The organism is Janthinobacterium sp. 13 (genome assembly GCF_002749695.1).
Taxonomy (GTDB): domain Bacteria; phylum Pseudomonadota; class Gammaproteobacteria; order Burkholderiales; family Burkholderiaceae_D; genus Janthinobacterium; species Janthinobacterium kumbetense.
Map to the genome: position 1 here is coordinate 3342103 of NZ_PEEQ01000001.1, position 25976 is coordinate 3368078.

22 protein-coding genes are annotated in these 25976 nt (G+C 59.3%); 7 read left to right on the forward strand and 15 right to left on the reverse strand.

All coding sequences use genetic code 11. The features are described 5' to 3' along the window. Positions 1–166: 166 nt before the first annotated feature. Positions 167–1879 (reverse strand): methyl-accepting chemotaxis protein, encoded by a 1713-nt coding sequence (locus tag CLU94_RS14700; protein ID WP_099666144.1) that lies wholly within the window; start codon positions 1877–1879, stop codon positions 167–169. Positions 1880–2086: 207 nt separating this feature from the next. Then, positions 2087–2977 (reverse strand): LysR family transcriptional regulator, encoded by an 891-nt coding sequence (locus CLU94_RS14705; protein WP_099666145.1) that lies wholly within the window; start codon positions 2975–2977, stop codon positions 2087–2089. Positions 2978–3101: 124 nt separating this feature from the next. Between CLU94_RS14705 and CLU94_RS14710 the strand changes: the two genes are divergently transcribed. Both CLU94_RS14710 and CLU94_RS14715 read left to right on the forward strand, forming a co-directional pair. Next, positions 3102–4283 (forward strand): serine hydrolase domain-containing protein, encoded by a 1182-nt coding sequence (locus CLU94_RS14710; RefSeq protein WP_218965296.1) that lies wholly within the window; start codon positions 3102–3104, stop codon positions 4281–4283. Continuing rightward, a complete protein-coding gene (locus CLU94_RS14715) occupies positions 4280–5470 on the forward strand; it encodes an MFS transporter (RefSeq protein WP_099666146.1) in 1191 nt (396 codons plus the stop codon). The genes CLU94_RS14710 and CLU94_RS14715 overlap by 4 nt, the downstream gene beginning before the upstream one ends. Here the strand turns inward: CLU94_RS14715 and CLU94_RS14720 are convergent. From CLU94_RS14720 to CLU94_RS14730, 3 genes are all read right to left on the reverse strand, one after another. Further along, positions 5435–5980, reverse strand: coding sequence for a DinB family protein (locus CLU94_RS14720; RefSeq protein ID WP_099666147.1), 546 nt, complete (start codon positions 5978–5980; stop codon positions 5435–5437). The two genes, CLU94_RS14715 and CLU94_RS14720, sit on opposite strands and share 36 nt — an antisense overlap. 31 nt (positions 5981–6011) lie before the next feature. Further along, on the reverse strand, positions 6012–6611 hold the full coding sequence (locus tag CLU94_RS14725; RefSeq protein WP_077398149.1) for a MarC family protein: 600 nt from the start codon (positions 6609–6611) through the stop codon (positions 6012–6014). 116 nt (positions 6612–6727) lie between these two features. Next, entirely contained in the window at positions 6728–7516 is a 789-nt protein-coding gene (locus tag CLU94_RS14730) for an AraC family transcriptional regulator (protein ID WP_099666148.1), read from the reverse strand. 101 nt (positions 7517–7617) lie between these two features. Between CLU94_RS14730 and CLU94_RS14735 the strand changes: the two genes are divergently transcribed. The 3 genes from CLU94_RS14735 to CLU94_RS14745 all read left to right on the forward strand — a co-directional run bounded on the left by CLU94_RS14735 (position 7618) and on the right by CLU94_RS14745 (position 12274). Then, entirely contained in the window at positions 7618–8532 is a 915-nt protein-coding gene (locus tag CLU94_RS14735) for a DMT family transporter (RefSeq protein WP_099666149.1), read from the forward strand. Between the two features lie 41 nt (positions 8533–8573). Then, positions 8574–10190 carry a toxin-antitoxin system YwqK family antitoxin gene (locus tag CLU94_RS14740; protein ID WP_143451416.1) on the forward strand — a complete coding sequence of 539 codons (1617 nt, stop codon included), beginning with the start codon at positions 8574–8576 and terminating at the stop codon, positions 10188–10190. A gap of 350 nt (positions 10191–10540) precedes the next feature. Continuing rightward, positions 10541–12274 carry a methyl-accepting chemotaxis protein gene (locus tag CLU94_RS14745; RefSeq protein WP_099666151.1) on the forward strand — a complete coding sequence of 578 codons (1734 nt, stop codon included), beginning with the start codon at positions 10541–10543 and terminating at the stop codon, positions 12272–12274. Between the two features lie 129 nt (positions 12275–12403). On the opposite strand, the gene CLU94_RS14750 is transcribed toward CLU94_RS14745, so the two are convergent. Next, the gene (locus CLU94_RS14750; protein WP_099666152.1) at positions 12404–13555 is read right to left on the reverse strand and encodes an AI-2E family transporter; all 1152 of its coding nucleotides are present in this window, start codon (positions 13553–13555) and stop codon (positions 12404–12406) included. A 164-nt stretch (positions 13556–13719) separates the two neighbouring features. Beyond that, complete coding sequence (locus CLU94_RS14755) at positions 13720–14730, reverse strand: hypothetical protein (protein ID WP_143451418.1); 1011 nt, start codon at positions 14728–14730, stop codon at positions 13720–13722. A 124-nt stretch (positions 14731–14854) separates the two neighbouring features. On the opposite strand from CLU94_RS14755, the gene CLU94_RS14760 reads away from it, so the two are divergent. Then, positions 14855–15223 carry a hypothetical protein gene (locus tag CLU94_RS14760; RefSeq protein ID WP_099666154.1) on the forward strand — a complete coding sequence of 123 codons (369 nt, stop codon included), beginning with the start codon at positions 14855–14857 and terminating at the stop codon, positions 15221–15223. Here CLU94_RS14760 and CLU94_RS14765 read toward each other — a convergent pair. Together CLU94_RS14765 and CLU94_RS14770 are read right to left on the reverse strand one after the other, a co-directional pair. Next, positions 15202–16263 (reverse strand): GGDEF domain-containing protein, encoded by a 1062-nt coding sequence (locus CLU94_RS14765; protein ID WP_099666155.1) that lies wholly within the window; start codon positions 16261–16263, stop codon positions 15202–15204. The two genes, CLU94_RS14760 and CLU94_RS14765, sit on opposite strands and share 22 nt — an antisense overlap. A 201-nt stretch (positions 16264–16464) precedes the next feature. Beyond that, positions 16465–17385, reverse strand: coding sequence for a bifunctional helix-turn-helix transcriptional regulator/GNAT family N-acetyltransferase (locus CLU94_RS14770; protein WP_099666156.1), 921 nt, complete (start codon positions 17383–17385; stop codon positions 16465–16467). A 443-nt stretch (positions 17386–17828) separates the two neighbouring features. On the opposite strand from CLU94_RS14770, the gene CLU94_RS14775 reads away from it, so the two are divergent. Next, positions 17829–19094: a hypothetical protein gene (locus tag CLU94_RS14775; protein WP_099666157.1), complete on the forward strand. Its 1266-nt coding sequence runs from the start codon at positions 17829–17831 to the stop codon at positions 19092–19094. Between the two features lie 195 nt (positions 19095–19289). Here CLU94_RS14775 and CLU94_RS14780 read toward each other — a convergent pair whose 3' ends face one another. The 6 genes from CLU94_RS14780 to CLU94_RS14800 form a co-directional block, all read right to left on the reverse strand. Then, positions 19290–19775, reverse strand: coding sequence for an antitoxin VbhA family protein (locus CLU94_RS14780; RefSeq protein ID WP_099666158.1), 486 nt, complete (start codon positions 19773–19775; stop codon positions 19290–19292). Between the two features lie 104 nt (positions 19776–19879). Then, positions 19880–20371: a hypothetical protein gene (locus tag CLU94_RS28040; protein WP_143451419.1), complete on the reverse strand. Its 492-nt coding sequence runs from the start codon at positions 20369–20371 to the stop codon at positions 19880–19882. A gap of 36 nt (positions 20372–20407) precedes the next feature. Continuing rightward, positions 20408–22165: a helix-turn-helix domain-containing protein gene (locus CLU94_RS14785; RefSeq protein ID WP_373610054.1), complete on the reverse strand. Its 1758-nt coding sequence runs from the start codon at positions 22163–22165 to the stop codon at positions 20408–20410. A 62-nt stretch (positions 22166–22227) separates the two neighbouring features. Next, positions 22228–23193, reverse strand: coding sequence for a TniB family NTP-binding protein (locus CLU94_RS14790; RefSeq protein ID WP_099666160.1), 966 nt, complete (start codon positions 23191–23193; stop codon positions 22228–22230). After that, complete coding sequence (locus CLU94_RS14795) at positions 23190–25220, reverse strand: Mu transposase C-terminal domain-containing protein (protein WP_180278665.1); 2031 nt, start codon at positions 25218–25220, stop codon at positions 23190–23192. The genes CLU94_RS14790 and CLU94_RS14795 overlap by 4 nt, the downstream gene beginning before the upstream one ends. Further along, positions 25183–25905 carry a TnsA endonuclease N-terminal domain-containing protein gene (locus tag CLU94_RS14800; RefSeq protein ID WP_099666162.1) on the reverse strand — a complete coding sequence of 241 codons (723 nt, stop codon included), beginning with the start codon at positions 25903–25905 and terminating at the stop codon, positions 25183–25185. The genes CLU94_RS14795 and CLU94_RS14800 overlap by 38 nt, the downstream gene beginning before the upstream one ends. Positions 25906–25976 lie beyond the last annotated feature (71 nt).

Genomic DNA, 25976 nt, shown 5'->3' on the forward strand with positions numbered 1-25976 from the left:
ATATTTTGTAAAGCGAGCGAGGATTGTAAAGCGTATGCGCGGTGCACGTTTTGCACTTTTGTCTATTGCGCGGGCTTTGCCGCAAAAAAAGTGATGATTGCGGACGAAAAAAAGCCAGGCAGCAACTTCCTGCCTGGCTTTCCCGTGGTGAGGATGTTGCTATTGGTTAAAACTCTTCCCATTCGCTCTCGGCGCCGGCATTGCTGCGGCGTGCCGGCGCGGCCGCCACGGCCTTGCGCGCGGGCGCGGGCCGGGTTGCGGGAGGCGCGATTTTTGCCGCCGCTGGTGCCGCTGCGGTGCGTACCGGCGTCAACTTGGGTGCGCTGGCGACATGGTTGCCGGTTTTAAAGAATCCCACCACGTGGGCCAGCTCGCCCGCCTGTTCCTGCATGCTTTGCGAAGCGGCGGCTGCCTCTTCCACGAGGGCCGCGTTTTGCTGCGTCACTTCATCCATCTGGGCAATGGCCATGTTGATCTGTTCGATGCCGATGGTCTGCTCGTGCGTGGCGGAAGTGATTTCGCCCATGATGTCGGTCACGCGCACGATGCTGTCGACGATGTCGCCCATGGTCTGGCCTGCTTCATTGACGAGGCGCGAACCCGTGTCCACGTTGGCGACGGACGCGGCGATCAGTTCCTTGATTTCCTTGGCGGCCGAGGCCGAACGGTGGGCCAGGTTGCGCACTTCCGTGGCCACGACGGCGAAGCCGCGTCCCTGTTCGCCCGCGCGCGCCGCTTCCACGGCCGCGTTCAAGGCCAGGATGTTGGTCTGGAAGGCGATGCCGTCGATGACGCCGATGATGTCGACGATCTTGCGCGACGATGCATTGATGGTGCCCATGGTGTCGACCACTTGCGAAACGATGCTGCCGCCGCGCACGGCCACTTCCGACGCGCTTTTCGCCAGCTGGTTCGCCTGGCGCGCATTGTCCGCGTTCTGTTTCACGGTCGAGGTCAGTTCTTCCATGGCCGACGCCGTTTCTTCCAGCGAACTGGCTTGCTCTTCCGTGCGTGATGACAGGTCGAGGTTGCCGGCGGCAATTTCGCTCGACGCCGTGGAGATGGCATCCGTGCCATTGCGTACTTGCGCCACCACGCCCAGCAAGCTCGTGTTCATGGCTTTCAGGGCGCCCAGCAGGCGGCCCGTTTCATCGCTGGAATTGACGACGATGTGCGACGACAAGTCGCCCGAGGCCACGGTTTCGGCCACGCTGACGGCCGCATTGATGGGCTGGGTGATCGAGCGCGTGATGATCCAGGCAACGAAGGCGCCCAGCAGCACGGCCACGCTGCCCAGGGCAATCATGGAAGCGCGCGCGCTCGTGCTCAGCGTTTCGGCGTCTGTCGCCGCCTGCGCCGCCTGCTGCGCTTCATAGGCGACCAGGCTGTCGAGCGCGCCCAGCACGATCTTCAGGCTCGGTGCCGCCTGCTGCGTCAAAAAGGCGATCGCCTCTTCCGTCTGGCCCGCATTGCGCAGTTCGATGACCTTGTTGTTCAGCGGCGCACCCGATTTCAGGGCCGCGTCCAGCTCGGCCATCAGCGCCGTTTCCTTGTCCGTCGAAATCTTCTTTTGCAAGGTTTCCTTGGCCGCGCCGTATTTCTTGCGCGCTTCGCCGATCTTGGCCAGTTCCGCCTGCACCAGCGCTTCCGTCGGCGCCACCACAATGCTCGTGATCGCCAAGGTAATGTTGCGCACGTTGTCGCTCATGGTATTGGCGGCCGCCATCTTGACGTTCTTGTCGGCCACGATGTCGTGCGTGCGCGCGCTCAGTTGCCCCATGGAATACAGGCCGACGAGCAAGACGGCCACCAGCAGGCCGAGGACGACAGCAAACCCGATCCCGAGCCGGGTGCCGATTTTGAATTGTGTGAGTGACATGATTGCTTTCGTGTTGCGGAAGTGAAGGAAAACGTCGACAGGCCAGGGCTACGGGTTTATACGTAAGGGCGACCAGCCTGTAATTGTTCCTCAAAATTCCGCACTGCAATACAAAAACTTGTATCAAGTCCCCGAAAAGTTTAAAAATTGGTAGCAAATTAAATAAGTTGTCGTGTGGAAACAACGAGCGCGGCGCCGGATGCGGACTCAGCTTTCCGGAAACACGTGCGTGGCCAGGAAGTCGATGAAGGCGCGCAGTTTCGGCGTCAGGTGGCGGCTGCTGGGCCACAGGATGCGAAAGGTCCCGTCGTGCCGGCGGTGCGCGTCCAGCACCGGCTGCAAGCGGCCGCTAGCGAGCGCCGCGCGCACGGCAAAGTCGGGCAGGGCGGCGATGCCCAGGCCGCTTTCGGCAAAGTGCAGCAGGGTCTCGACATTGTTGCAGTTCAGTAGCGCCGGCAAGCCGGCCGCGTGCAAGGCGGGCCATTCGGCCAAAGGCCAGGCCTCGACCTTGCCGCTGCTGGGAAACTTGTACAGCAAACAAGTGTGCTGCGCCAGGTCGGCGGGCAGCTCCGGCGTGCCGTGCTGCGCCAGATAGCCGGGCGCGGCCACCAGCTGCAGCTGGAACTGGCCCAGCTGGCGGCTCATCAAACGGCTGTCGGCGCTTTCGCCCGCGCGCACGACGGCGTCGTAGCCTTCCTCGATGACGTCGACCCGGCGGTCGCTGAAATCGAGGTCGAGCTCCACCAGCGGATAGGCGCGCGCAAACTCGGCCAGCACAGGATTGAGCAGGCTGCCCACTTGCGGCAGGCTGACGCGCAGCCGGCCTCGGGGCGCGCTCTTGCTGCTGGATAATTCCTGCTCGGCCGCCTCGATCTCGCCCAGGATGCGCCGGCAGCGTTCGAGAAACACGGTGCCTTCGCTCGTCAGCGCGATGCTGCGCGTGCTGCGGTGAAACAGGCGCACGTCCAGGCGCGCTTCCAGCCGCGCGATGCTCTTGCCCACGGCCGAGGCGGAAATGCCGAGCACCCGGCCCGCCGCCACGAAGCTGCGCGTTTCGGCTGCTTGCACGAAGGCCGTGAATCCCGCCAGGTTATCCATGTCGTTTCCGTTTCATCACCGTTGATTGCGGATGTCAACGTCCGCACAGACAGAAACTATAGCCTGTTTTTCTTTGATCGCGCCTGGCTTACCTTGGCAGCCTGATCATTTGAAAGGCTCAGCCATGATGTACAACTTCTCTCCCGCGGCCTTGTCCGGCCGCATCGATGCCTTGCTGGACCTTGTTTTGCAGCAGCAGCGCCTGGCGGGCGCCGTGGTGCTCGTGCGCCACCGTGGCCAGGACGTGTATCGCCGCGCGGCCGGCCACCTAGACCGCGAGGCAGGCACGCCCATGATTGAGGACGCCGTCTTCCGCCTGGCGTCCGTCAGCAAACCCATCGTCTCGACGGCCGCGCTGGCGCTGGTGGGGCAGCAGCGCCTGGGCCTGGACGAGCTGGTGGCGCGCTGGCTGCCGTATTTTGCGCCGCGCCAGCCGGACGGCACCGTGGCGGCGATGACCGTGCGCCACTTGCTCACGCACACGGCCGGCCTCGATTACGGCTTTTTCCAGCCGCCGGGCGGCGCGTATGCGCAAGCCGGGGTGTCGGACGGCATGGACGCCTCCCGCATGACCCTGGCAGACAACCTGCGCCGCCTGGCTACCGTGCCGCTCGCGTATGCGCCGGGCGAGCGCTGGGCGTATTCGATCGCCACCGACGTGCTGGGCGCCGTGATCGAAGCGGTGACGGGCTTGCCGCTGGCACATGCCGTGGCACAGTTGGTAACGGCACCGCTGGCCATGCGCGACACGGGTTTCCTGGCCACCGACCCGGCGCGCCTGGCCGTCGCCTATGCGGACCGCGCAGCGGGAGAATCCCGGCCGCGCCGTTTGCTGGACGCGGGCGAAGACCATCTGCCGTTTATCGATGGCATGGCAGGTTTTACCTTGTCGCCGGCGCGTGCCCGCGATGCGCACGCCTACCCGTCCGGCGGCGCCGGCATGGTCGGTTCCGCCCCCGACTTCATGTGCCTGCTGGAAACCTTGCGGCTGGGCGGCGCGCCGCTGTTGCCGCCGGCGCTGGCGCGCCAGATGGGCGAAAGCCAGACGGGTGGCTTCGACTTGCCGTTCTGGCCCGGCCGCGGCTTCGGCCTGGGTTTTACCGTGCTGACGGACCCGCTTGCCGCCGCCACGCCCGAGTCGGCTGGCAGCTGGCGCATGGGCGGCACGTATGGCCACTCGTGGTTTGTTGACCCCGTGCAAGAATTGTCCGTGGTGGCGTTCACGAATACGGCATTGGAGGGCATGGCGGGGCCGTTCGTGACGGAGCTGTGCCAGGCAGTGTATGGCGTGGAGCAGGGGCAATGACCCGCCCGCATCCCATCGTCTTCCTCGCGTTGGGCCTGTTCGGCGTGTATTGCATCGAGTTTGGCGTGGTGGGTATCTTGCCGCTGATCATGCGGCGTTATGCCGTGACGGCCGCGCAGGCGGGCTCGCTGGTGAGCCTGTTCGCCCTGGTGATCGCCGTGGGCGGCCCCTTCCTCGTGCTGCTGGCCGCGCGCTGGCGCCGCAAGAACGTGCTGATCGTTTCCCTGCTCGTGTTCGCGCTGGCCAGCGCGGCGTCCGCCTATGCGCCCCGCTTCGAACTGCTGCTGGCGCTGCGCATCGTGCCGGCCCTGTTCCACCCCGTGTATTTCTCGCTGGCCATGGTGGCGGCCGCCGCCCTGTATCCGCCACGCGAGGCGGCGCGGGCCGGCGCGCATGCGTTCACGGGCACCAGCATGGGCATGGTGCTGGGCATCCCGCTCACCACCTGGATCGCCGCGCAGTATGGCTATGAGGCATCGTTCCTTGCCTGCGCCCTCGTCAACGCGCTGGCCGCGCTGGGCTTGTATTGCTTCTTGCCGGACACGCCGCGCGAGGCGCCGATGGCGTATGGCCGCCAGCTGGCCGTGCTGCGCAAACCCGCCCTGTGGCTCGCGATTGCCGCCGCCGTGCTGGTGTTTGCCGCCATGTTTGCCGTGTATGCGTATGCGGCCGCTTACCTGCAGCAGGTGGCGGGCTTGTCGGCGCGCCAGACGGGGCTGGCGCTGGTGGTGTTTGGCGTGGGCGGCGTGGTGGGCAATCTGTTCGCGGGGCGCCAGCTGGGCACGCATGTGCTGCGCACGGTCGTGCTGCAGCCACTGCTGCTGGGGCTGGCGTACTGGCTGCTGTACCGCCATGCGGGAACTGGTCCCGGCTGGGCGGCGCTGGCCGTCTTGCTGCTGTTTTGGGGCGCGGCGCACACGAGTGGGCTGATCGTCACGCAAGTATGGCTCAGCAGCGAAGCGCGCGAGGCGCCCGCGTTCGCCATCGGCGTGTATATCGCCGCCATCAACCTGGGCGTGACGGTGGGCGCGCTGGCGGGCGGCGTGGCCATCGCCCGCTACGGCATGCAGGGGGCGCTGGCTTGCGGCGGGCTGTTCGGTGCGCTGGCGCTGGGCTTGATCTTGCTCAAGGCGTGGCGCTACCGCCCATCGTCAGTCTTGAATATGGTTGGGGATGCGAAACAGTAGATCCGTGTCGCCGATGTCCACGCCCGCTTGCGACAGCAGGGTGCTGGCCTGGCCCCGGTGATGGGTCTGGTGATTGAAGAAATGCATGAGCAGGCTGAAAAATTCGCGCCGGTTCGGCCCCTTGCTGTTGCGGTAATCGAGCAGGTGGTCCAGGTCTTCTTCGCGGATGGAGGCGGCCCAGTCGACGATGAGCCGGTCCAGCCATTGCCGGTGCGCGTGCATGGCGGCAAAATCCTCGGCCGCGAACAGCGGGTGCGTGAGCGACGCGGGCGGCGTGATGGCGCGGATGGGGTCGAGCAGGGGGAAGCCGGCCGGATGCTTCGCATAGCGCTGCAGCCACAGGGTGTCGCCCACCATCACGTGGTTCAGGGTGGCCAGCAGGGAGCCGAAGAAGGCGCCCCGTTCGCGGCTGAGCTCTTCGGGCGGCAGGCTGGCCGCCGCCGCGTAGACCTTGGCATTCATCCACTGGTTGTAATCGGCCATCAGGCAAAGGTGGGCGCGACGGCTCATGCTGGACTCCTTCAGTGGATGAATGACTATGTTAAACGGATTTCAGGAACGCCCGTATGCCGGCGAGCAACATTTCAATGGCCATCGCCGTCAGGATCAAGCCCATCAGGCGCTCGAACGCCGTCATGACCCTTGGACCGAGCGCCCGTTGCAAGCGTTCCGCGCACAGGAAGACGGCCAGCCAGACGGCGGCTACGGCCGTCAAGCCCGCCACGTGGGCGATGACGTCGTTCATTTCATGCGAGGAAAACAGCAAGACGGTCGCCAGGGCCGACGGGCCGGCCAGCGCGGGGATGGCCAGCGGCACGATGAACGGTTCGCCGCCCATCTCGTGGTCGCTATTGCCGGCGTTGGGCTGCGGAAACACCATGCGCATGGCGATCAGGAACAGGATCACGCCGCCGCCGATGCGCAGGGCCACTTCCGACAATTGCAAGGCGTTCAAGAAATGGCGGCCGAAGAACATAAACAGCAGCAAGATGCCGAAGGCGATCATGCACTCGCGCACCACGACTTTCCAGCGCCGCTCGACCGGCACACGCTTGAGGGCATTGACGAACAGGGAAACGTTGCCGAACGGATCGGTGACGAGCAAGAGCAGGATAAAAGTCTGGAAGAAATTCTGTGTCATGGTGGTGTGATTGAGGTCAACACCGCTGCCAGGATGGGCGCGGTGCGATAAGGCTTGCGATGATAACAAGAGCGGCGGCTATCGCCCATGATTATTGATGCATAGCAGCATTTTTTTTACGCAGCGATGACTTTTGCCTGGTAAAACGCGGTGGGCGTGGTGCCGAAGTGCTTCCTGAACATGGCGGTGAACGCACTTTGGCTCGTGTAGCCATTGTCCATGGCCACGTCGATGACCTTGCTGCCGTGCGCCAATTGTTCCAGCGCCCGCAGCAAGCGCGCCTGCTGGCGCCACTGGCCAAAGCGCATGCCCGTCTGTTTCTGGAACAAGCGGTGCAGGCTGCGCTCGGTGATCGCCAATTCCTGCGCCCAGTGCGCCACCGTCTGCTGTTCGCCCGGCTGCTCCATCAGCCGCGCGCAAATGCCGCGCAGGCGCGCATCGATGGGCAGCGGCAGGTACAGGGGCAGCACGGGCAGGCTGTCGAGCTCGTGCAACAGCAATTGCAGCAGATGCCAGTCGCGGCTGCCTTCCGCGAAATCGGGCGCGATGTCGACGGCCGCCACGATCAGTTGCCGCAGCAGGGGGCTGATGTCGAGCACGCAACTGTGGCGCGGCAGCAATGGCGAGCTGGCGCAATCGATGAAGACGGTGCGCATTTTCACGGCGCCGCTCATGCGCACCTGGTGCGCGATGCCGGGCTGCAGCCACACGCCGCGCGTGGGCGGCACCACCCAGCGCCCGCCCTGCGCTTCGATGGTCATCACGCCTTCGATGGCGTACAGCAATTGCGCATGCGTGTGGCGGTGCACGGAAATCACGTGGCCATGCGCATAGTCGACGGCCAGCGCCATGGCGCGCGCCGTGACGGGCAGCAATTCCTGAAAGGCGGCGGAGGAACAATCCATGAAAGAGGGTCAGTTTTGCGATAGGTGTGGACATCTTAGCGCGAGAAGGCGCGGCGCGCCTGCGGCATGATGGTTCCCCGTAACTATTCCTGGAGTGACACATGCCCGTGCGCGCCTATCTGTACCCGTTCCTGGCCATGCTGCTGTGGGCCGGCAACGTCGTCGTCTCGAAACTGGCCGCGTCCAGCATCGCCCCCACGGCCATCACTTTTTACCGCCTGGTGCTGGTCTTGCTGGTGATGACGCCGTTTATCGCCCGTCCCCTGTGGCGCAACCGCGCCGCCCTGCGCCGCCAGTGGTGGCAGCTGGCCCTGTGCGGCGTGATGTCGATGGCCCTGTTCCAGAGCCTGTCCTACCGCGCCGCCGAATCGACGACGGCGACGAATATGGCCATTGTCACGGCGTTGGCGCCCCTGATGACGGCCCTGCTCAGCGTGCTGCTGCTGGGCGAACGCCTGACGCTGGGCATGGCGGCCGGCGGCGTGCTGTCGTTTGGCGGCTTGCTGTACCTGGTGGGGCGCGGCGACGTGCTGGCCTTGCTGCAGCAGGGCGTGCATGCGGGCGATGCGCTGATGCTGCTGGCTTGCTTGGTCTTTGCTTTGTACGGCGTGCTGCTGCGCCGCTGGCGTTTATCGATTCCCGCCTGGCAAGCCATTTATTGCCAGGCGCTGGCGGCGCTGGCGTGCATGCTGCCGCTGTTTCTGATGTTGCCGCCCGGCAGCGCCAGGCTGGACGCCACCACCTTGCCCCTGATCGGCTATGCGGGCATCGGTTCGTCCATCGTGCTGTCCTACCTGTGGATAGAAGGCGTGAAACTGCTGGGGCCGAACCGCTGCAGCATTTACGTCAACCTGCTGCCTTTGCTGACGGCTTTGCTGGCCATCGTCTGGTTGCACGAAAGCATGCATGTGTACCACCTGGTCGGCGGCGGGATTTCGCTGCTGGGCGTGCTGCTGGCGCAGACGGTGCAGCGGCCCCTGTGGCGCCAGCGTCCTCGCGTGTCCGGTCTTGCCTGAACGGCCATGCATAATGGCGGTTTTTCGGCAGTGGAGTTGACATGCGGCAAACATTTTGGATGAGCACGATGGCGGCGCTGCTGGCGCTGGGAAGTGCGGCGCCGGCGCAGGCGGCGCGTTTCTATGAAGGCGTCCCCATGGCCACCGCCAAGGTTGTCGAGCGCCGCGATGGCGGCGTGGTGCTGGCTTTCCTGCGGGAAAACGGTGAAGTCAACGGCTATTATTGCCAGTGCAAGGGCATCAGCGACAAGCGCATGAACCTGGACAAGTATGGCAAGGCCAGCATCGCGGCCGTGTTCCAGGTCGACCTCGACAGCGAAGGCGAAACGACGTTCGTGCTTAGCCGCAGCGCTGGCAGTGGCACGGCGTATGGTTTGCATGCTTACCGCTACGAATCCAGCGGCGGCAAGATGTTCAAGGTGGTGACCTTGCAGCCCACCCTGGACGCCCTCGTGCGCGGCGCCAAGGTCATGGATGAAGCGCGGGTGCGCGCCGCGCTGGGCCGTTTGCAGCTGATCGACTACAGCATCGATTACGCGCCCACGGGCGTGGCCGAATTCGACGCCATCGAGCATGGCCATGGCACCCTGGTCGGCTATTTCAATATCGATGGCGAGTTATTGCCCGGCAAGCCGGCCGATAAGCCCGCATTTGCCTATAAAAAGACTTTCCAGGAGAAGGATGGTCATTTCCTCACGGTCACCTATCTACTGGGCAAGGGCTGGCAAGGGGGGCGCGCGCCCAGTTATCACGCCAAGTGGATCACCTGGGAAACGCAGCCGCAGCATTTTGCCGCCAGCCAGGATGGCTTGTTTATCGAATATGACGTGAATTGCTGCGTGGGCAGCGTGTTTGCCCGCGGCCAGTATGCGCACGGCAAGCGTACCGGCGTATGGCACTACGAAGAGCCGAACACCATCCGCTCGTCTGGCGCCTTTGTCGACGACAAAGCGGAAGGACCATGGACGTATGAAAGCGGCGATGAAACGACGACGGGACAGATGCTCAAGGGCAAGCGCACGGGCCGTTGGGAAGTGAGCCCTGGCGTGGCCGAATGGCGCGAAGCGGACATGCACAGCTTCACCGGTTACGACCATTTCGTGAAAGATCGCCTGGACGGCCCCAGCGAGCGCCGCATCGATGGTGTGGTGCAATGGCAGGGCAACTATGTGAACGGCAAGAAGCAGGGCCAGTGGGTCGAACCTGGCGGTGGCGGCCGTTATGTCGACGACGTCAAGCAGGGGCCGTGGAAGAAGGCGACGCCGGACGGCGGCTGGCAAGTGCTGACCATGCTCGATGGCAAACCGGAAGGCAAGCTGGAACAATACGGGGCCGATGGCCAGCTGGAACTGGTCGAACATTACCGCCTGGGCAAGCTGGAGGGGCCGATGGAGAGTTTTTATCCGGATGGCAAGCGGCGCTACCAGGGGGCGTTTGTCGACGGCGAGCGCGATGGCGCGGAAACCCTGTTTTATCCCGATGGCGAATTGCCGCAATTTCACCGCAACTGGCAGCAGGGCGTGTTGCATGGCGTCAACCTCGAGAATTTCCAGAACGGAAAACCGAAGCAGATCGGCGCCTACGACATGGGCAGGAAAACGGGCCGCTTCCAGTATTTCCGCGACGATGGCCAGCTGATCGAAGAAACCATGTATTAACTTGCTGACTAGCATAAATGGCATTCCGCCGCGACCGCGCACGACAGCGGAATGCCAGTTCTGCGCAAAAAACATCATCCACTTGTTACAAATCGTGAAAATCCATGCTGGATGTTGCTACTGGTAATCTTTCCCTGTATCTTGCAGTCAGGAAATTAAAAGTACGGGAAACCTCAACCTCGTTGCCCTGTATTGCACTCCTGACGATATGCGCGGGCCGCCTTCCCCCCTGCTGCCGCACACGCCGTATCGACCTGTCCTGAACAATTCACGTGACCCGCCCATCTGGCGTTTGCCGCTATCTCGTCCGGCATGCGCAGGCATGGTTGCGCCCTTACCAAGGAAACTGCATGTTGTCGAACATAACAATAAAAATGCGCCTGATCGCCACCATGAGTGTGCTGGGCTTGCTGATCGCCGTACTGGGCATCATGAGTATCATCAGCCTGAAATCGGCCAACAACAGCCTCAACGAGGTCTACAGCAATCAGCTGGCATCGACGCAAGCGATCGGCGAATCGCAAATTGCCCTGGGCCGCGCCCGCTTCACGATGGACCGCGTGATGGTGCACCCGGATGCGCCGGATGCCAAGGAGACCCTGGCCCGCGCGGAACAATTCCTGGAAGCGTCCAACAAGGCCTGGAAGGTGTACCTGGGCTTGCCGCAAAGCGCGGACGAAAAGCGCCTGTCCGACGATATGGACAAGAAGCGCAGCGACTACATGAACAATGGCGTGCTGGCCATGAGCAAGGCTTTGCGTGAGGGTAACATCGAGCAAGCGGACGGCATGATGATGAAGGGGCTGACGCCGCTGTACCGCACCCTGGACCAGGCTGCCGAAACATTGACGCAATACCAAGCCACTTCGGCCGCCGCGATGTATGCGGAAAGCCAGTCCAGCTACCACACGCAGGTGACCATGGCCATCGGCGGCATGATCGTCGGCGCCTTGCTGACCATCATTTCCAGCATCCTGCTGCTGCGTGCCATCTTTGGCCCGCTGGACCAGGCCTTGCGCCATTTCGGCGCCATTTCCGACGGTAACCTGGCCAACGACATCGTCATCACGCGCCACGACGAGATGGGCGCCTTGCTGACGGGCTTGCAGAAAATGCAGGAACGCCTGTCGAGCACCGTGCGCGGCGTGCGCGACGGCAGCGGCGCCATCGCCACGGCCAGCAATGAAATCGCCTCGGGCAACCTGGATCTGTCGAGCCGCACGGAGCAGCAAGCGTCGAGCCTGGAAGAAACGGCATCCTCGCTGGAAGAGCTGACTTCGACCGTCAAGCAGAATTCCGACAATGCGCGCCAGGCGAACCAGCTGGCCGTCTCTGCATCGGACGTGGCCGTCAAGGGCGGCGCACTGGTGGCGCAGGTGGTCGATACCATGGGCACCATCAGCGAATCGTCGAAAAAGATCGCCGACATCATCGGCGTGATCGATGGCATCGCCTTCCAGACGAATATCCTGGCCCTGAACGCGGCCGTGGAAGCGGCCCGTGCCGGCGAGCAAGGCCGTGGCTTTGCCGTCGTCGCCACGGAAGTGCGCAACCTGGCGCACCGCTCGGCCAGCGCCGCCAAGGATATTAAAGTGCTCATCGAAGCGTCGGTGCAGAACGTGGGCGCCGGCAGCGCGCTCGTCAGCCAGACGGGCACGACGATGGATGAAATCGTCTCCAGCATCCGCCGCGTGACGGACATCATGGGCGAAATCAGCGCCGCCGGCCGCGAGCAGGAACTGGGCATTGGCCAGATCAATCAAGCTGTGGCGGAAATGGATACCGTGACGCAACAGAATGCGGCGCTGGTGGAAGAAGCGGCGGCGGCCTCGGAATCGATGCAGGAGCAGGCGGCGGCGCTGGCCGAAATGGTCAGCATTTTCAAGCTTGACGCCAACCATAGCGGCCCGGCAGCGGCCAAGCCTGCCTTGCGCAAGCCTGTCGTGTCCGCCGCCAGCACGGCCTTGAAACGCCCGGCGCTGCGCCTGGCGCCGGCCGGTGCCGCTGCCGCACCGGCCGCTGCCGCCAAACCACGTCCGGCCAAGCCTGCCGCGGATAACAGCGGCGAGTGGGAAGAGTTTTAACAACACCTAAAAACCTACTGCGCGTCGCAATTTGCGGCTTGCGATGCTCACTGTGCTCTAGCACAGTTGCGCTTCTCAGCCACAACTTGCTGCCGCTCGCTACGGTTTTTAGGCGTTGTTGATTCTAGATTATTGTTGCTCCAGGGCCACCTTGCTGCCCTGTTCCTGCAAGCGCGCCGCCTCGGCCAGGGCCTGGGCGCGCGCTTCCTCTGCCGCCTGTTCCGCTTTCTCCAGTGCATCATGGCGCGCTTGCAGCGCCGCGCGGGCGCGCACGAAGACGATCTTGATGGCCGCCATCACGGGCACGGACAGGAAGATGCCCACCACGCCCCCCAGCTGGTCGCCGGCCAGCAAGCCGACGATCACCATCAGCGGGCTCACTTCCACGCCTTCGCTCATCAAGTATGGGTTGACCACGTAATCCTGGAACAAGCGGTAGGCGGCGATAAAGCCGATCAGCCAGAACACGTGCTCGAAACCGCTGAAACCGGCCACGACCACGGCGATGACGGCGGCCGCCAGCGGGCCGGCAAACGGAATGAATTCCAGCAAGGCGGCCGCGCCGGCCAGCAGCAGGCTGTACGGCACGCCCATCAGGGAAAAGGCGATGCTGTAGGACACAAAGGTGGCGATCGACAACAGCAGCAGGGCGCGCACATAGCGCGACAGCAAGATGTCGAGGTCGTCGATGATGGCGCCCCACAACTTCTTGTTGGGACGGTTCAGCAGGGACAGCAAGCCGTCGCGCATGTCCGGGCCTTCCTTGATCAGCAAAAAGCTCAGCACGGGCACCAGCACCAGATAGATCAGGTTGCTGGCCGCATGCATGACGGTCAAGCCCAGTTCCTTCGCCAGCGGCATGGCTTGTCCCGTACCGCTGCTCAGCTGCGTTTGCATGAACGACAGCAGGCGCGCGCGCAACGGTTCCATGAATTCCGGCAAAGGAATCCGCTCGGCAAAATTATTGCCCTTGAGCAGGGTCGGCAATTGCGCGCTGAGTTTGCTGGCTTCTTCCTCGATGCGGGCGCCGAAGATGGAGCCCAGTATTGCCACCAGCAAGATCACCACGAGGAAGACGATGCCGATGGCAGCCGTACGCGGCAAGCGCTTCGGGCCATGGCGCTCCAGCAGGCCGATCAGCGGATACACGAGGTAGCTGAAGAAAATGGCAAAGACCACGACGATCAGGGTCGACGAGACCTTGTAGGTAAGAAAGAGCAGGAAGGCGATGAGGAAAGCCGTCCACACCATCTTGGCAACGCGCAAGTTAAAACCGAACATATGAATTCCTTAGGGCAGGATGCGACGCAAGCGTGACTGGCTTGAAGGGCAGGGTGGGCAAGGCAGGGATCGGGCCGCGCCGCACGGCCGGAAATCATACCGCAAAATGCCAAAATGCCATGCTCTTGTGCGTAATGGCAATGCTTTTCCCATTCTTCCCCCGCTTATTGGGTCCGCCAGCTGGCGACGGTGATGAAGACGCCGTCGTCTTTGTCGGGCTCGCGCAAGGTCACCGTATAGCGGCCGCTCGTATCGCTGCCCGTGAACACGACCTTGTCGTCATGGCCTTTTACTTGCGCACCCTTGGCCAGTTTGGCGTAGGTGTTGAGCACCCAGTGGAAATCGGCATAGCTGCGCAGGGTGATGTCGGCATCGGGCAGGGGCTCGTCGCCCGCCTCGGTTGCTTCCGTTTGTGTGCGCATGGGCAAAGCGGCCAGGCCCGCCGGCGCGATGAGTTTGCCGGCGCTGGAACTGCTGCTCAATTCCGCATTCGGCAGCAGCAGGTGCAGCAAGCTGGCGGGAAAGCCGGGCGGCACGTCGCGCGCTTCCCAGCCGGGCTGGCCGGGGCGGGTCGTGATGTATTCCACCGCAGCAATGCTTTGCCGCCGTTCCGGCGCGGCCTGTGCCAGCATGGCCGGGAGTTGCCGCGCCCACACGAGCAGCGGCGCGGCCATCTCGTCCTCTGCGCCCGGCGGCAGGAACACCGTCAGCACGGCGTGCGTGGACGGCAGGCAGGCTGGAGCGGCGTCGCCGATGGCGGCCCGGCAATGGCCGTTGACGAGGCCCAGGGCCAGCAGCTTGCGTTGCGGATCGAACAGCATGGCGGCGCGCCATGCACCGCGCGTGCTGGCATCGATGGAGGCCAGCACGGAGCGTCCGTCGGGCAGCATGGTGCGCGTGATGTCGTCGAGCGACTGCATGCTGTCGAGCACCTGGCGCGCGATCAGGGTGTTGCCCTGCGTATAGCTGCCGCGCGCGTAGCCGAGCAGTTTCAAGACGTCGGCGCGGATTTCGGGATGCGCGCTCAGGCGCAGCGGCGGCGACGGCACGGGCACGGTGGCGGCCACGAAGGCGGCATCCTCGGCAGGAATGGCTTGCGCCATGCTGGCAAGCGGCAGGCACAGGGCGGCGCACAGCGACAGCATGCAGAAAATGGTGTTTCCTGGGGTATTCAATGGCTATCCTTGTCGAGACGCCATGCCGGAGGGCTTGCCGGCATGCGCGGGCCGCGATCTTAGCATTTCAGGAATGAATCTCTTTCTGCTAAGCTTGGCTATTGAATCACTGTCCCCCGTTGTCATGGCCCAAATCACTATTTCCTGCAGTATTCCCGTCGACGATGAGGCAGTGACCGAGTTCCTGCACAAATATCTGGGCCGCTCGCGCATCGGCACGGCCAAACTGTTGCGCATGGGCGAGAAGGGCTGTTTCTATACGGGCTCCTTGTATACGGACGAGCACGCCAAGGTGAGCCGTTTGATCCGCCGCATGCTGGCCTTCTTCGAGAGCAAGGATATCCCCTTGACCATCCTCAAGATCGGCCCCCAGGACAGCTGGTATGCAGTGGACCCCGAGCGGCGCGATCCCTGGAAGATTGCGCCGCAAGCCTTGCTGGCGCTGCTCGATGCGGTGCCGGACGGTGGCGCTCAGGCGGCGTTGAGCACGTAGCGGTTCTTGCCGCTTTTCTTGGCCTGGTATAAGGATTCATCGGCGCGCCGGTAGCTGTGCGACAAGTCGGCTTCCTTGATCAGTTCCGCCATGCCGATGCTGACGGATACCTTGCGTTCCGGCACGAAAGCCGCCTCGACGCTGTCGACCAGCTGCGCGGCAAAGGCGCAGGCGGCGTTCTTTTCACCTAGGTAAATGACGGCAAACTCCTCGCCGCCCAGGCGGCCGCACAGGTGCTCGCCCGACAGTTCACCGATCACCTCGGCGATCTTTTTCAGCACCTCGTCGCCCACGTCATGGCCGTACACGTCGTTGATCTGCTTGAAGTCGTCGATGTCGATCATCAGGAAATACGCGGGCGTATGCGCCGTGCGCTGCAAGGTACGGGCGCTTTGCGTGAACATGCGCCGGTTGTTGAGCCCCGTCAAGCCATCCTTGTAGGCCATGGTCGCCAGCTCGCGCTGGGCGCGGTAGTTGTTGATGCGCAAGACGAGAAAATAGATATTCAGCGCCAGGCCGATGATCACGCTGATGGTGACGGCCAGTACGGGCCAATGCTGGTCGGCCTGGCCCGCATGCACGGGAAATTGCCCCAGTCCCAGGATGGCCCACACGCACAGCGATACGCCCAGGTAATACGCGATGCCGCTGAAGATGGGCGCCGTCGTCAGGGTGATCATCACGCCCAGCGGCAAGACCCAGAAAGCGGGATCTTCCGTGCCCAGCATCAGCACGCGAAAGCTGAAAGCGATGAACAGCACGCTGATGGTGCCGCTGGCGATGATGGCTTGCAAGGACTTCGCATACACGGTCAGCAGCAGCCCGACCAGCATGCCCGTCAAGCCCAGCGCCGCCTGCGCATGATCGAGCGAAGCGCGCGGCAAGGTCAGGCTGAACGTGACCAGCCAGCAAGCCAGGCCAAACGTCAGGATGGCTATCGAAATGAAATGCAGTTCCTTGAAAAAGCGCTGCTGCTGCTCCCGTTCTCCTGAAAAGAACAGGTAATAGAAGGCAGGAGACAGGCTGCGCGAAGTGAACATTGCATTTGTCCAGGCAGACAACACGCCTTGCGGCAGGGACGCCTCCCGGCAACGGCAGGCGGCATGGCGCGCGCACAAAATTAGTTGCGCTCAGGAACTAGTGTACTGGTTTCTTGGGGGCCGTGGGGAGAGTGGCGAGGAAAACGGCTGACACTGTCCTGCCGCCGCCACAGTGGCATATGGCGGCGGCAGTGTGGGTCGTCACAGGTCGCGCGCCAGCACTTGGCCGATCAAGTCCTTGCCAAAGCTGTGATGCGCCTCTTCCTCGACCAGCTGGAAGCCGGCCTTGTCGTAGATGCGGCGCGCATCGGTGAGGATGCTGTTGGTCCACAACACCATTTTCGTATAGCCGACCTGGCGGCTGAAGCGCAGGCACTCGTCGACCAGGCGGCTGCCGATGCCCAGGCCGCGCGCGCAGGGATCGACATACAGCAGGCGCAGCTTGGCCGTCGTGTCGTCCTGGCGCACGATGAAGACCGAACCGATCACCTTGCCGTCCTTCTCGGCGATCCAGCAGCGTTCGCGGGCCGGGTCGAATTCCCGCACGAACTTGGCGAGGATGTCGGCAACGAGCGCCTCGTATTCATTGTTCCAGCCATTTTCCTGCGCATACAGCACGGCTTGCCGGTGGATGATCCAGCCCATGTCGCCCGGCTGCGGATTGCGCAGGAGATAGCTGGGCGATGGTTCCCCCAGCAAACCCTGGATTTGCTCCATGGCAGCGACCAGCTCCTGCTGTGCCGTCGGCGGCAAACGTTCCAGCATGGCGGCCACTTCGCGCCGCGAGGCGTCGACCAGGGGCGCGAGGGTGCGCTGTCCCTGCCCGGTCAGCTGCAATCGGGCCGCGCGCGCATCCGTGGGCGAGCGCGTCTTGGCGATCAGCCCCTGCTTTTCGAACCCGGCAATGACCCGGCTCAGATAGCCCGCGTTCAAGCCCAGCTCGCGGCACAGGTCCGCGCTGGTCAGCTGCTCCCGGTGCGCCAATTCATACAGGATGCGCACTTCCGTCAGAGAAAATGCGCTATCCAGCAAGTGCTCATGCAGCACGCCAATCTGGCGCGTATAGAAACGGTTGAAACGACGCACGATCTCCGTGCGTTCGCCGAGTTGATCCGCCTGCATGTGACACCTCCATTTACTTGCTTATGGCAGATTATTGCTTGCTTAAAGCAAGTATGTCAATAGGGCGGCAAGATTCTGACAGGCATAAAAAAAGCGGCCCTGAAGAGGGCCGCCTTGGCAGTCACGCAAACCAGGGAAGCTGGCTTATGTCGGGTGACACCAATCCTGAAAAATCAGCCCTTGATTTCAAACGCATTTTTCAAGTTCTTCGTCACGACCGGGTTCGGAATTTGACACAGAACGTGAAAAAATCCGTCATATGTGACATCAAAACTGAAAAAATCCGATTGACCGTTCTCTGGGATGAACAACTCTCACAGGCGACGAATGTGACAGGAAACGAATCCTGACATATGAAAACTGGGGTAAATTCGTAGCAATTGTTATTGCTAAAGGCGTCACCTTCGTCAAGAATGTATTTTTCTTAGAGGAAAGATTGCCAAATGATCAGTACACAATCTGGTGATGACGAAAAAAGTGCCGAATCGCAGAAATTGTTTGAGTGCGTGACACGCGGGGCTTTTCTAGATGGAATCATGTCACCATTGTCGCGTGAATTGGCGGAGCGATTCAACGTGCTCACCACGGACATTGACATGACTTTTGCCTGGGCTTGCACTTCAATGGATTGGATTTGTCCGGCCTGCCTTAGGGGAAAACGCGATATTGCCCGGTTAACTGAAAAAGGCAAGCTAATGTGTCGACTCGTGGAGCATCATGATCATATGGCTGATCTGGTGGAGGCCGAGTTCGAACGTCAATGCAAAGCGCACAGCAAGATCGTCGCGGATGAATTTGGCAAGAGATTTGCCAAACGGGCCTCGCAAATGGTGGCCGCCTATGACAACACTATTATTTGCGATGACTGCAACACTGCTGATCCTAAGGCAAAACGGGACGTTGGCACGCATATGGATTTCTCGTACTCGCCACAGGAAATCAGTCAGTTTGTCAAAGCCAGGCCGAACGTTCCGCACGAGATCGATCGTGAACAAGCAAAACGAATCTGGTTGGAACAGGCCGAAACGTTCAAACTCAGGCTCGTGATCGTTGCACGAATCGCTTCTATCGCAGCTACGAATAACCACTGGTATCAGGAGGTTCCAAGGTTCCAACGTGCAGAGCAGATCTATGCAAATGCTGAGAATCTTGCCAGACACTATGGGTCACTCGCTTCTCTCTACGAATTGGCCGGGGACAAACGACGCCCACCGGTGGATGCGAGCGCCTGGCGCAAGACCATACATCAGCCGCCACGCAGGGCGCCACAATCGGAAGACCTCGACTACATCGCGAAGGTTTCGTCTGCAACGTCATGGAGCAAAGTGGAACAGACGTGGCAGTGTCCGTGCTGCCGGCGTACGAAGTTCCACTCGGTACGCTTGTCCAACAAGAACAAGTGGGTATTCAATATCTTCACGCCGTCGTTTTATGGGCCTACAGAACGCTACGGCACCAAGAATGTTGTTGTCTGCCAAGACTGCTCATCCTTGGCTACAGCGATTGGTCGGGAAGCATGCTTGGCACTAGGAATCACGAATGAAAGCGCTTACGCAAAATTCCTAAAGCCGGAGGAGTTGGCAATGGTGGTACTGTCGCATCCACATCGACAACACAACGTCGATAATGATCGAGCAGACGAACTCGTGATGCTTCTTATCGAACGAATAAATCAGCTGTCTCCTCCAAAAAGCGTTGGGGTAGATTGACCAGCGATGATCGCGCTAGACTAGGGCACACAACCGAGATGCTGTTGGGGAGCAGTGCAATTGAACTGTAATCTGGGTAACGCTTTGGTGTATTTTCAAGTATCGATAAAGCGTCTCACGACTGATACCAGCTTACGAGTGAGCATGGCTTTCTTTTCGCCAGTACCGGCACGGTGGCACAGTTTAAGAACCAGCTCATCTATCATTGCCTTCTTGCTGTCCCGATGTGCCAAGGTATTCGTCCATTGTGATCTCACCGTTTGCCCAACGGAGAGCTTGCTGCCAATGTTCTTCGCTGATCTTACCTCCTGAAAGCTCTACATTTGCTCGCGCAAAGTCGAGCGCTTCATGGCGCTCGCGTTCTTTTGCACTCATTCCTCTCCGTTGGATGTTTTTCTGTTTTTTCTCTTCCTCGTAGGCCTGGATGCCGGCTTCGTATTGCTCAAGCCGATGCTGGAATATGGAAGAATTTTTTTCTATGGCGAGCCGTAGGTCCTCGCGCTCTTTGGCAGTAGTGACATACTCATGAGCATGGTCGAAGACGTCTGCCAATGTGGCAGTGCCTTCAATGAAGCGGTCCAATAACGCTTCTTTTTCAGGGTTCGGAACACCGCCTTCCTGGGCAAGGTGTGCGCGCATTTGAGCGACACGCAGGGTACGTTCTTCTTTAATTGTGGTCATCAGCTTCTCTTTTCTCGTTAGCGTCCTATGCTTCGATTATCAACACATACTTCGTGATTGCGATCAGCGCGTGCGTGAATACGATACTGTCACCCTTCGAAAGGTCATGTCGGACGATTGTGGATATCGATGCGTAGCTCAGCGACAGGCTGAGTGTCGATATGTCGTAAGAGCGCATTTGACGAATTGGTAGCTCCAAAATCGCGTAACGTACGCAACACGTCGGTCAAATTGCGGCTGCATTGCTCGGCGAATATTTCCATACGAGCTATCTGACCAATGAGTTCGTCATATTCAATTGCTCTGTGCATGGCGGCCTGAATTGTTCTGATTTTTTCTGGATCGCAGCCGACATACCGAAACACTCGTCGCTTGCCTTGTTGCGCGGGGGAATATACGTAGAAATATTTACGTTCCCGCCAGTATCCCTTTCCATGAATTAGTCCTTGACGCTCCAATTCGGCCAACGTGGTTTCTAATGTTTGATAGATATCATGGGCGTTTGCTATCGCTGTTGAAAGTTCAGAGGCGAGCTTCTTCAGTTGCTTAAGTGATTTTCGAGAAGTCAAGGCAATCTCATTGGTTGGTATGCTCAAAGGAACGCTCTATGATTGACATCAGCATGTGTGAAATCACGTGCCTAAGTCAGTCGACAGCGGAGTAGCGGCATCAAAGTCATCTCTTCTGAAGAAGTATTGCCGTCCGCCGTCGATTTTTGGCCCAGTTATCGGCAATACTGAAGTGCATTTAAGTAGCGCCGTCGTTGACGTACCCTGGAGCTGAGCAAGTTCGTGGGCGGAAATGTATGTCAGCCTAAACCTGAGCAGACTTGCTAGCGAAATGCGTCGCGTTGCGTGTCCATTTTTTGAAATTACGTCTGCGTCGATGTAATTTCTAGAAACAAGTTCATACACGACTTGCTCCTTCAAGCCGAGACGTTCCGATGCCTTCGAAACGGAAATCCATTCGACTGTCGCCGCACGGACCTCTGTAATCCAATTGCGAAGCGCAGTTGCGCTGAAAGTTAGGTCGCTCAGCCTGCAATTTTCTCGTGCGAAAAACGGGACTTCTCGACGCTTTAGTGCCTTGATCAATTCGCTAATTTCTAGAGAGGATACGCGCCAGAATTGAAGGACATGGGCTAGTGTGACCGTGTCGCCTGTTGGTTGAGTGATCAAGGCTGTGTGTCGGATTTTATTCATGAAGCCTTCGACATCGGCGCGTTGGAAATGCCAGCGATTGCTAATTCTGAAATCAGGTTTGGCATCTGCCAGGATAGCGCCGTGCGCGACAAGTTGTCGCAGGCGAGTTCGCTTTAGTCCTAGTATCCGCGCGACGGTGCGAAGGTCCAGATATTCCTCTGGAGCAGGGATTAGGCGGGTAAGCAGATCTTTGTCGACCGTGATGATATTCCTGGCGGAATCTGGATTAAATTGATTCGCTGGAAACCGATCCAGATGAATCATTTTTCTGAGGCGCTTGCTACTCATGCCCGCTGCCCGTGCAACTCGCGCAAGACCTTGATGACGATGATTCTTGATCGTTCTTTCGCTGAAAAGGCGGTGCCGCCCACAAAGTTCGCCACGCCAGTGTTCAAGTAGGAAGAGCTCGAACGCGTCCCGCATGAATTGAAATGCTTGGTCCTTAAGGTCTTGATAAAGGACATGATATAAGGAACCGAAAACCCGACGAACACTTGCATCCAGCGGTGCTGCTTCGACAAATCGCTCAAGGCAGTGCCAAAAGGTTGCAGGCCAATTCGATAAGAGTGCAGACGTTCCACCTACAAGGCTGGATGCGACTTTGATGTCTTCAAGTTCACGGATCTGTCCTGGGTGGCGGAGTGTTGGCCCTTCAATGAATCGCCCTACGTAGCAAATCAAACGTACCAACTGAGATGTGGTTAGCTGGGCAGCCGATTCGCCTAGATCTAATACGGTTGTCCCCGATAAAGACTCTTCCAATGCACGATTGATCAGTACCCCGTGACGTGTTGCCGTTGGCATTTCATGTGTAAAGCTGGCGCCACATTCGCATTTCCCATTCAATATTGCCTGAGGTTTTTGATAGGCGCGACATCTGGGACAGAATTGCAGAAGTTGAACGCTATGTATATTGCAATTGGTTGCCACCTTCAAGCGCCAAAAGGGTCTAAACCATGCGGCCTCATTGATGCAGAATGGGCACCAGCGTCTATGCACGTGAGTGAAATCTTCTGGTTTGAGTCCGAAGAGCTCCACCGGGATTTCGATTCGAGGGTCTGCGGGCCCAGAAAAGCGTGGAAGTGCCAAGCCACCTAAGGCTTCTTCTAGAAGTCGGTTGTGAGATTGTTCACCTCTGTCCAGGACGCTCCAGAGTTCGCGGCGATGGTAACCGTTGGCAATGGCCAATCTCTCTATATAGTCTGTTAAGGGTTCTGTTGGAACGGGTAAAGGGCGCAATGGAAGTGGCCTCATCTCAGCCTCCGTTGCGACGCTCCAGAGCCCATTTCTCCCATCTGGAAAGGCTCGGCCAGGCGATCAAGCGGTCGAAAAATGAATTCCGAGTGAAAAGGATTGAGTTGCCCAATACCGGACGGCCATATCGAAGCTGTAAATGCCGAACCGAGCGTATCCGGCGTAATAGATGTGTTCCCTTGATTAACGGCATGTTCATATGCACTTACGAGGAGCTGTTTAACATACGCAATACGTCCATCGGTCGCAAATTGCAATCTCAAGCCGAGCTCGCGCCACCCGTATGGTCTTGGATCGAGCGGCAATGGTAGTGCATTTGCCAATGATGCGAAAAGCTCTAGGCTGTTGTCTTCATTCGAATCAATCCCAGCTGGTTGTACTGATAAAGAAAGGCGATGTGCAAATCGACGGCGCAATTGCTCGTTGACTTGCAGTAGAGATTGCATTCGAGGGAGGCCAAGCAGTGTAACGGGAAGTCCGAGTGCATCCATGAAGGATTTCAGCCAGTCGCCGACGAAGTATTGGGAATGTGCCCGGCCGCGATCCTGAATGTGCTGGGCTTCATCAAATAGCATCATCTCGACGCTACAGCCGCGTGCGATCTTCACGGCACGGGCGGTCTTGACTGAGACGGTTCCTCGCTCTGGATCTGGATCACCGAGTTTGGCCAAGACGGCTTCCACTGTGCCAGCAATGGTCGCTGCCGGCGGAATACTGACGAACAGTACCGGAATGACATCTCGCTCAGGAAGCGTTTTCATTGGGTAGCGCTCAGTGAATAGCCTTGATAGACTAGATTTACCAGTGCCGCTCTCGCCCAGAACAAGGAGGCTTTGTGCAATGCCGGTAGCTCGATATAGCTTCAGATTCGCCTCAACCTGATCGAAAGCCTTCTGAAAGGCTGGAAACATTAAGTAAGCGTCTTGCAATTGCTTAACTGCATCGTAGAAGGGCAGCGTCATTGATTGCTCCCACAGCCAGTATCTTGGATCGGTTGAAAGAAGTTGTACTTGATCGGCGGAATGTCTGTGTCCGCCGACCCCGTATCCGGCTTAGAACGCGTCTTTGGCTTTGTGTTACTAACGCCATGCTCATCATTGGAAGGTGATTGAGCGAGCCCACCAGTGAGTGATTCTTGGGGCTTGCTACTGCTCATGCCGAGAATGGTCGCGGCCTTTCTCCGGTCCTTTTGCTTCCGACTGTTCATAAGCGACTCCACAGTTTCGATAATGTCCTGTCTGGCTTGTTGGAGTGCCACCGGATCAGTTTGGCTGGCTCCCTTTTCGTGTATGACTGCGCGCATCAACTCGTTTTGCAGGCTAGTCAGGCCCTTTGTATATTCCTGATTTAGCGCGAGGACTCGCAAGGGCTGTTCGCTGTCTGGTCCCCACACCCGAATACTACTGAGGTCCTCGTTGTTATACATGACGCGCACTTTGATTCCGGCACCGTGAGAATTAAGGATCGAGGCGAGAGCATCGCCGTTATATCGATTACCGAACAGCGTAATGCCGTCGCGGCGCAGTGACCGCTCCTTTATGTGGCCGATTCGTTCCTCCAGGACGTTGACGCTGGAAGGTAGCTCAAGCACTCGATGTTTGAGGCTGGCATGCCACCGTGCCCAAGGCGTTTCATGCATGCCGCGATGCACCACTTGCGCATAGTCGTCCAAGATCCATTTCTCGAAGATTTGATTAAATTCTGCAAGGGTAAGAACCGCGTGCTTGGTTGGATCATAGTCGCCGCGTAAATGCCACCGTGCCAGGCTTGTGCCTGGGAGCTGATGTGCGAAAAAATAGTTGATCGTTTTTAAGTACCGCTCCACAGTTCCTTTGAAGCGTGGCTGATGCTTGGGACAAAATTGAATTGCCAAACCGAGATCTAACGCAACGCTGTCTAGATCTCCCGAGTAGAACTCCAGTCCGTTGTCGACCACGATCACCTTTGGGACGCCGTGACAGGGCCATGCGTGTTCGATCTTTAGATTAGGCAACGGCCCAGACGCTAGAAGTTTTGGAAGTATCGAGTGGCGTAGTGCACCCATGACCGCAGCAACCGACGGATTCCCGAAACTCAGGTGGTACCCGATGGGCATTCTGCTGAAATGGTCGATCGCCACGGTGAGCGTCGGTCGACCAAGTGGGAGCAAACTTTTTTCATCTATGAGGAAGAGATCGAGAGGCGTGTGGTCAATCTCAACGCGTTCCAGGATTTGTGTGGTTTCTGTAGAAAACTTCGCGAGCAAGAATTTCTTCTCGGCGAGTGCCTTTCCATCCTTTAGTACTGCTTGGTCATAGGCCTCTACCCGGCCCAACATCCGGTAGATGGTTCGCAGGCAAGGGAGTTTGAGTTGCTCAGCCTTTGGAAGGAAATGATTTTCTGAGTTGACCTTCGCTGCCAGCCTTGTGTTGATGCTTTGTCCTGTCGCATGCGGTGATGCTTGGAATGCTTCGTCGATAGCGTCCTGCGCGAGCTGGAGCAGCCTGGAGTTTTGCTTCATATTTTTCGAACCGCGCCGGTCGAATCGTGGAATTAGCGCGCGCGAATCCTTGGATTGTTGAAGGAGGCGGTTCCAGCGATATATTGTCGTAGCGCTAGGCGGATTTTGATCGTTCATTTCCTCTGCGACGTGGTGAATGAGTGGGGTCAAGAGCTCTCTCGTATAGACCACCTTGTCGTCATGACCGAAGATCGCTTGAAGGTAGCGGTACCGGCGTCTGACCTCGCTTTGAACTTGGCTAGATAGCTCGTCCAACGGTCGGGAAAACATCTTGGCGTCATGCGGAACTGTCCTAACGCTGTCGTTGGCCGACGCGGAGATTCGACCCTCTCGATACTCAGATAGAAGGTGATCAAGGTGTTGGATCGAAAGCAGTCCATCGTCGATACGCACCAACAGAACGTCACCGTTTTCCTGTATGCGATCGATCCGAAATGCCGATCCCGACCAGTCAAAAACTGTATTTTTCCGAAATCCGAAACCATTCATGATTGGCCTCCGTCGCGATGTTGAGTTGTGTGTCGTAACTGATTTGCCCATCTAGTGAGCATTGAAGGGCGCCAGCAAGCAGCATGCTGAATGGTTCGATCCCAGTGTCTTGCGTGAGATTGATGGCGGCCTGGATTGCCAGTGGAAAACCAGCACGGTGTCGGTCAACGACTCGCTCTATGGAAGCAGGGGTTGGTGGGGTTCGCGCAGCGCGATGGTAAATCCAGCGTAAATTTGCAAGTCGCGGAGCTAGTCGAATCGTCACTTCCGTGAGTACTTCGAATTGAGAGCTATTGCGTTGCATGTGTTCGTGAATGCAATTAAGCTTGTGCCGGACGTCTTCGTTACCAAGGCTACGGCTCGGTTTGATCTCTACCGTGATGAGTTCGCCGGATCTCAGTTCCAATTCAAAGTCCGGGGTGTAGCGCCGAAGGCGTTCGCCATCGGGGAACTGAATTAGTCTTGGCTGTTCGCGATACTTGGAAATCAACGGTGATGCTTCAAATAAATAGATCGCATCGAGTTCGAGCAATCCTTCGTGGTGGACCATGCGACCATTCTTCCTGCTGGGGAACTTGCCGCGCATGATGCCACCGGATGGGCGCAAAATTTCCCGTGCTCGCTGATGATGTTCTCCATCTGGTGAGCTACCGCACCATCTTCCTCTCCAGAAATGTTGGGACATGACTGTTTCTCCTGGCTGAGCGAAGGTGCAGCGCACCCTCCAGCACCGATTCAGGGTATGGATATGTCTGA

Bases quoted from the DNA above. Each gene is read 5' to 3' on its own strand.
- CLU94_RS14745 (WP_099666151.1), top strand. From the start codon at position 10,541: ATGTTGTCGAACATAACAATAAAAATGCGCCTGATCGCCACCATGAGT.
- CLU94_RS14740 (WP_143451416.1), top strand. From the start codon at position 8,574: ATGCGGCAAACATTTTGGATGAGCACGATGGCGGCGCTGCTGGCGCTG.
- CLU94_RS14750 (WP_099666152.1), bottom strand. From the start codon at position 13,555: ATGTTCGGTTTTAACTTGCGCGTTGCCAAGATGGTGTGGACGGCTTTC.
- CLU94_RS14780 (WP_099666158.1), bottom strand. From the start codon at position 19,775: ATGACCACAATTAAAGAAGAACGTACCCTGCGTGTCGCTCAAATGCGC.
- CLU94_RS14720 (WP_099666147.1), bottom strand. From the start codon at position 5,980: ATGAGCCGTCGCGCCCACCTTTGCCTGATGGCCGATTACAACCAGTGG.
- CLU94_RS14710 (WP_218965296.1), top strand. From the start codon at position 3,102: ATGATGTACAACTTCTCTCCCGCGGCCTTGTCCGGCCGCATCGATGCC.
- CLU94_RS14705 (WP_099666145.1), bottom strand. From the start codon at position 2,977: ATGGATAACCTGGCGGGATTCACGGCCTTCGTGCAAGCAGCCGAAACG.
- CLU94_RS14790 (WP_099666160.1), bottom strand. From the start codon at position 23,193: ATGACGCTGCCCTTCTACGATGCAGTTAAGCAATTGCAAGACGCTTAC.
- CLU94_RS14795 (WP_180278665.1), bottom strand. From the start codon at position 25,220: ATGAATGGTTTCGGATTTCGGAAAAATACAGTTTTTGACTGGTCGGGA.
- CLU94_RS14800 (WP_099666162.1), bottom strand. From the start codon at position 25,905: ATGTCCCAACATTTCTGGAGAGGAAGATGGTGCGGTAGCTCACCAGAT.
- CLU94_RS14730 (WP_099666148.1), bottom strand. From the start codon at position 7,516: ATGGATTGTTCCTCCGCCGCCTTTCAGGAATTGCTGCCCGTCACGGCG.
- CLU94_RS14770 (WP_099666156.1), bottom strand. From the start codon at position 17,385: ATGCAGGCGGATCAACTCGGCGAACGCACGGAGATCGTGCGTCGTTTC.
- CLU94_RS14725 (WP_077398149.1), bottom strand. From the start codon at position 6,611: ATGACACAGAATTTCTTCCAGACTTTTATCCTGCTCTTGCTCGTCACC.
- CLU94_RS14765 (WP_099666155.1), bottom strand. From the start codon at position 16,263: ATGTTCACTTCGCGCAGCCTGTCTCCTGCCTTCTATTACCTGTTCTTT.
- CLU94_RS14700 (WP_099666144.1), bottom strand. From the start codon at position 1,879: ATGTCACTCACACAATTCAAAATCGGCACCCGGCTCGGGATCGGGTTT.
- CLU94_RS14760 (WP_099666154.1), top strand. From the start codon at position 14,855: ATGGCCCAAATCACTATTTCCTGCAGTATTCCCGTCGACGATGAGGCA.
- CLU94_RS14715 (WP_099666146.1), top strand. From the start codon at position 4,280: ATGACCCGCCCGCATCCCATCGTCTTCCTCGCGTTGGGCCTGTTCGGC.
- CLU94_RS14775 (WP_099666157.1), top strand. From the start codon at position 17,829: ATGATCAGTACACAATCTGGTGATGACGAAAAAAGTGCCGAATCGCAG.
- CLU94_RS14735 (WP_099666149.1), top strand. From the start codon at position 7,618: ATGCCCGTGCGCGCCTATCTGTACCCGTTCCTGGCCATGCTGCTGTGG.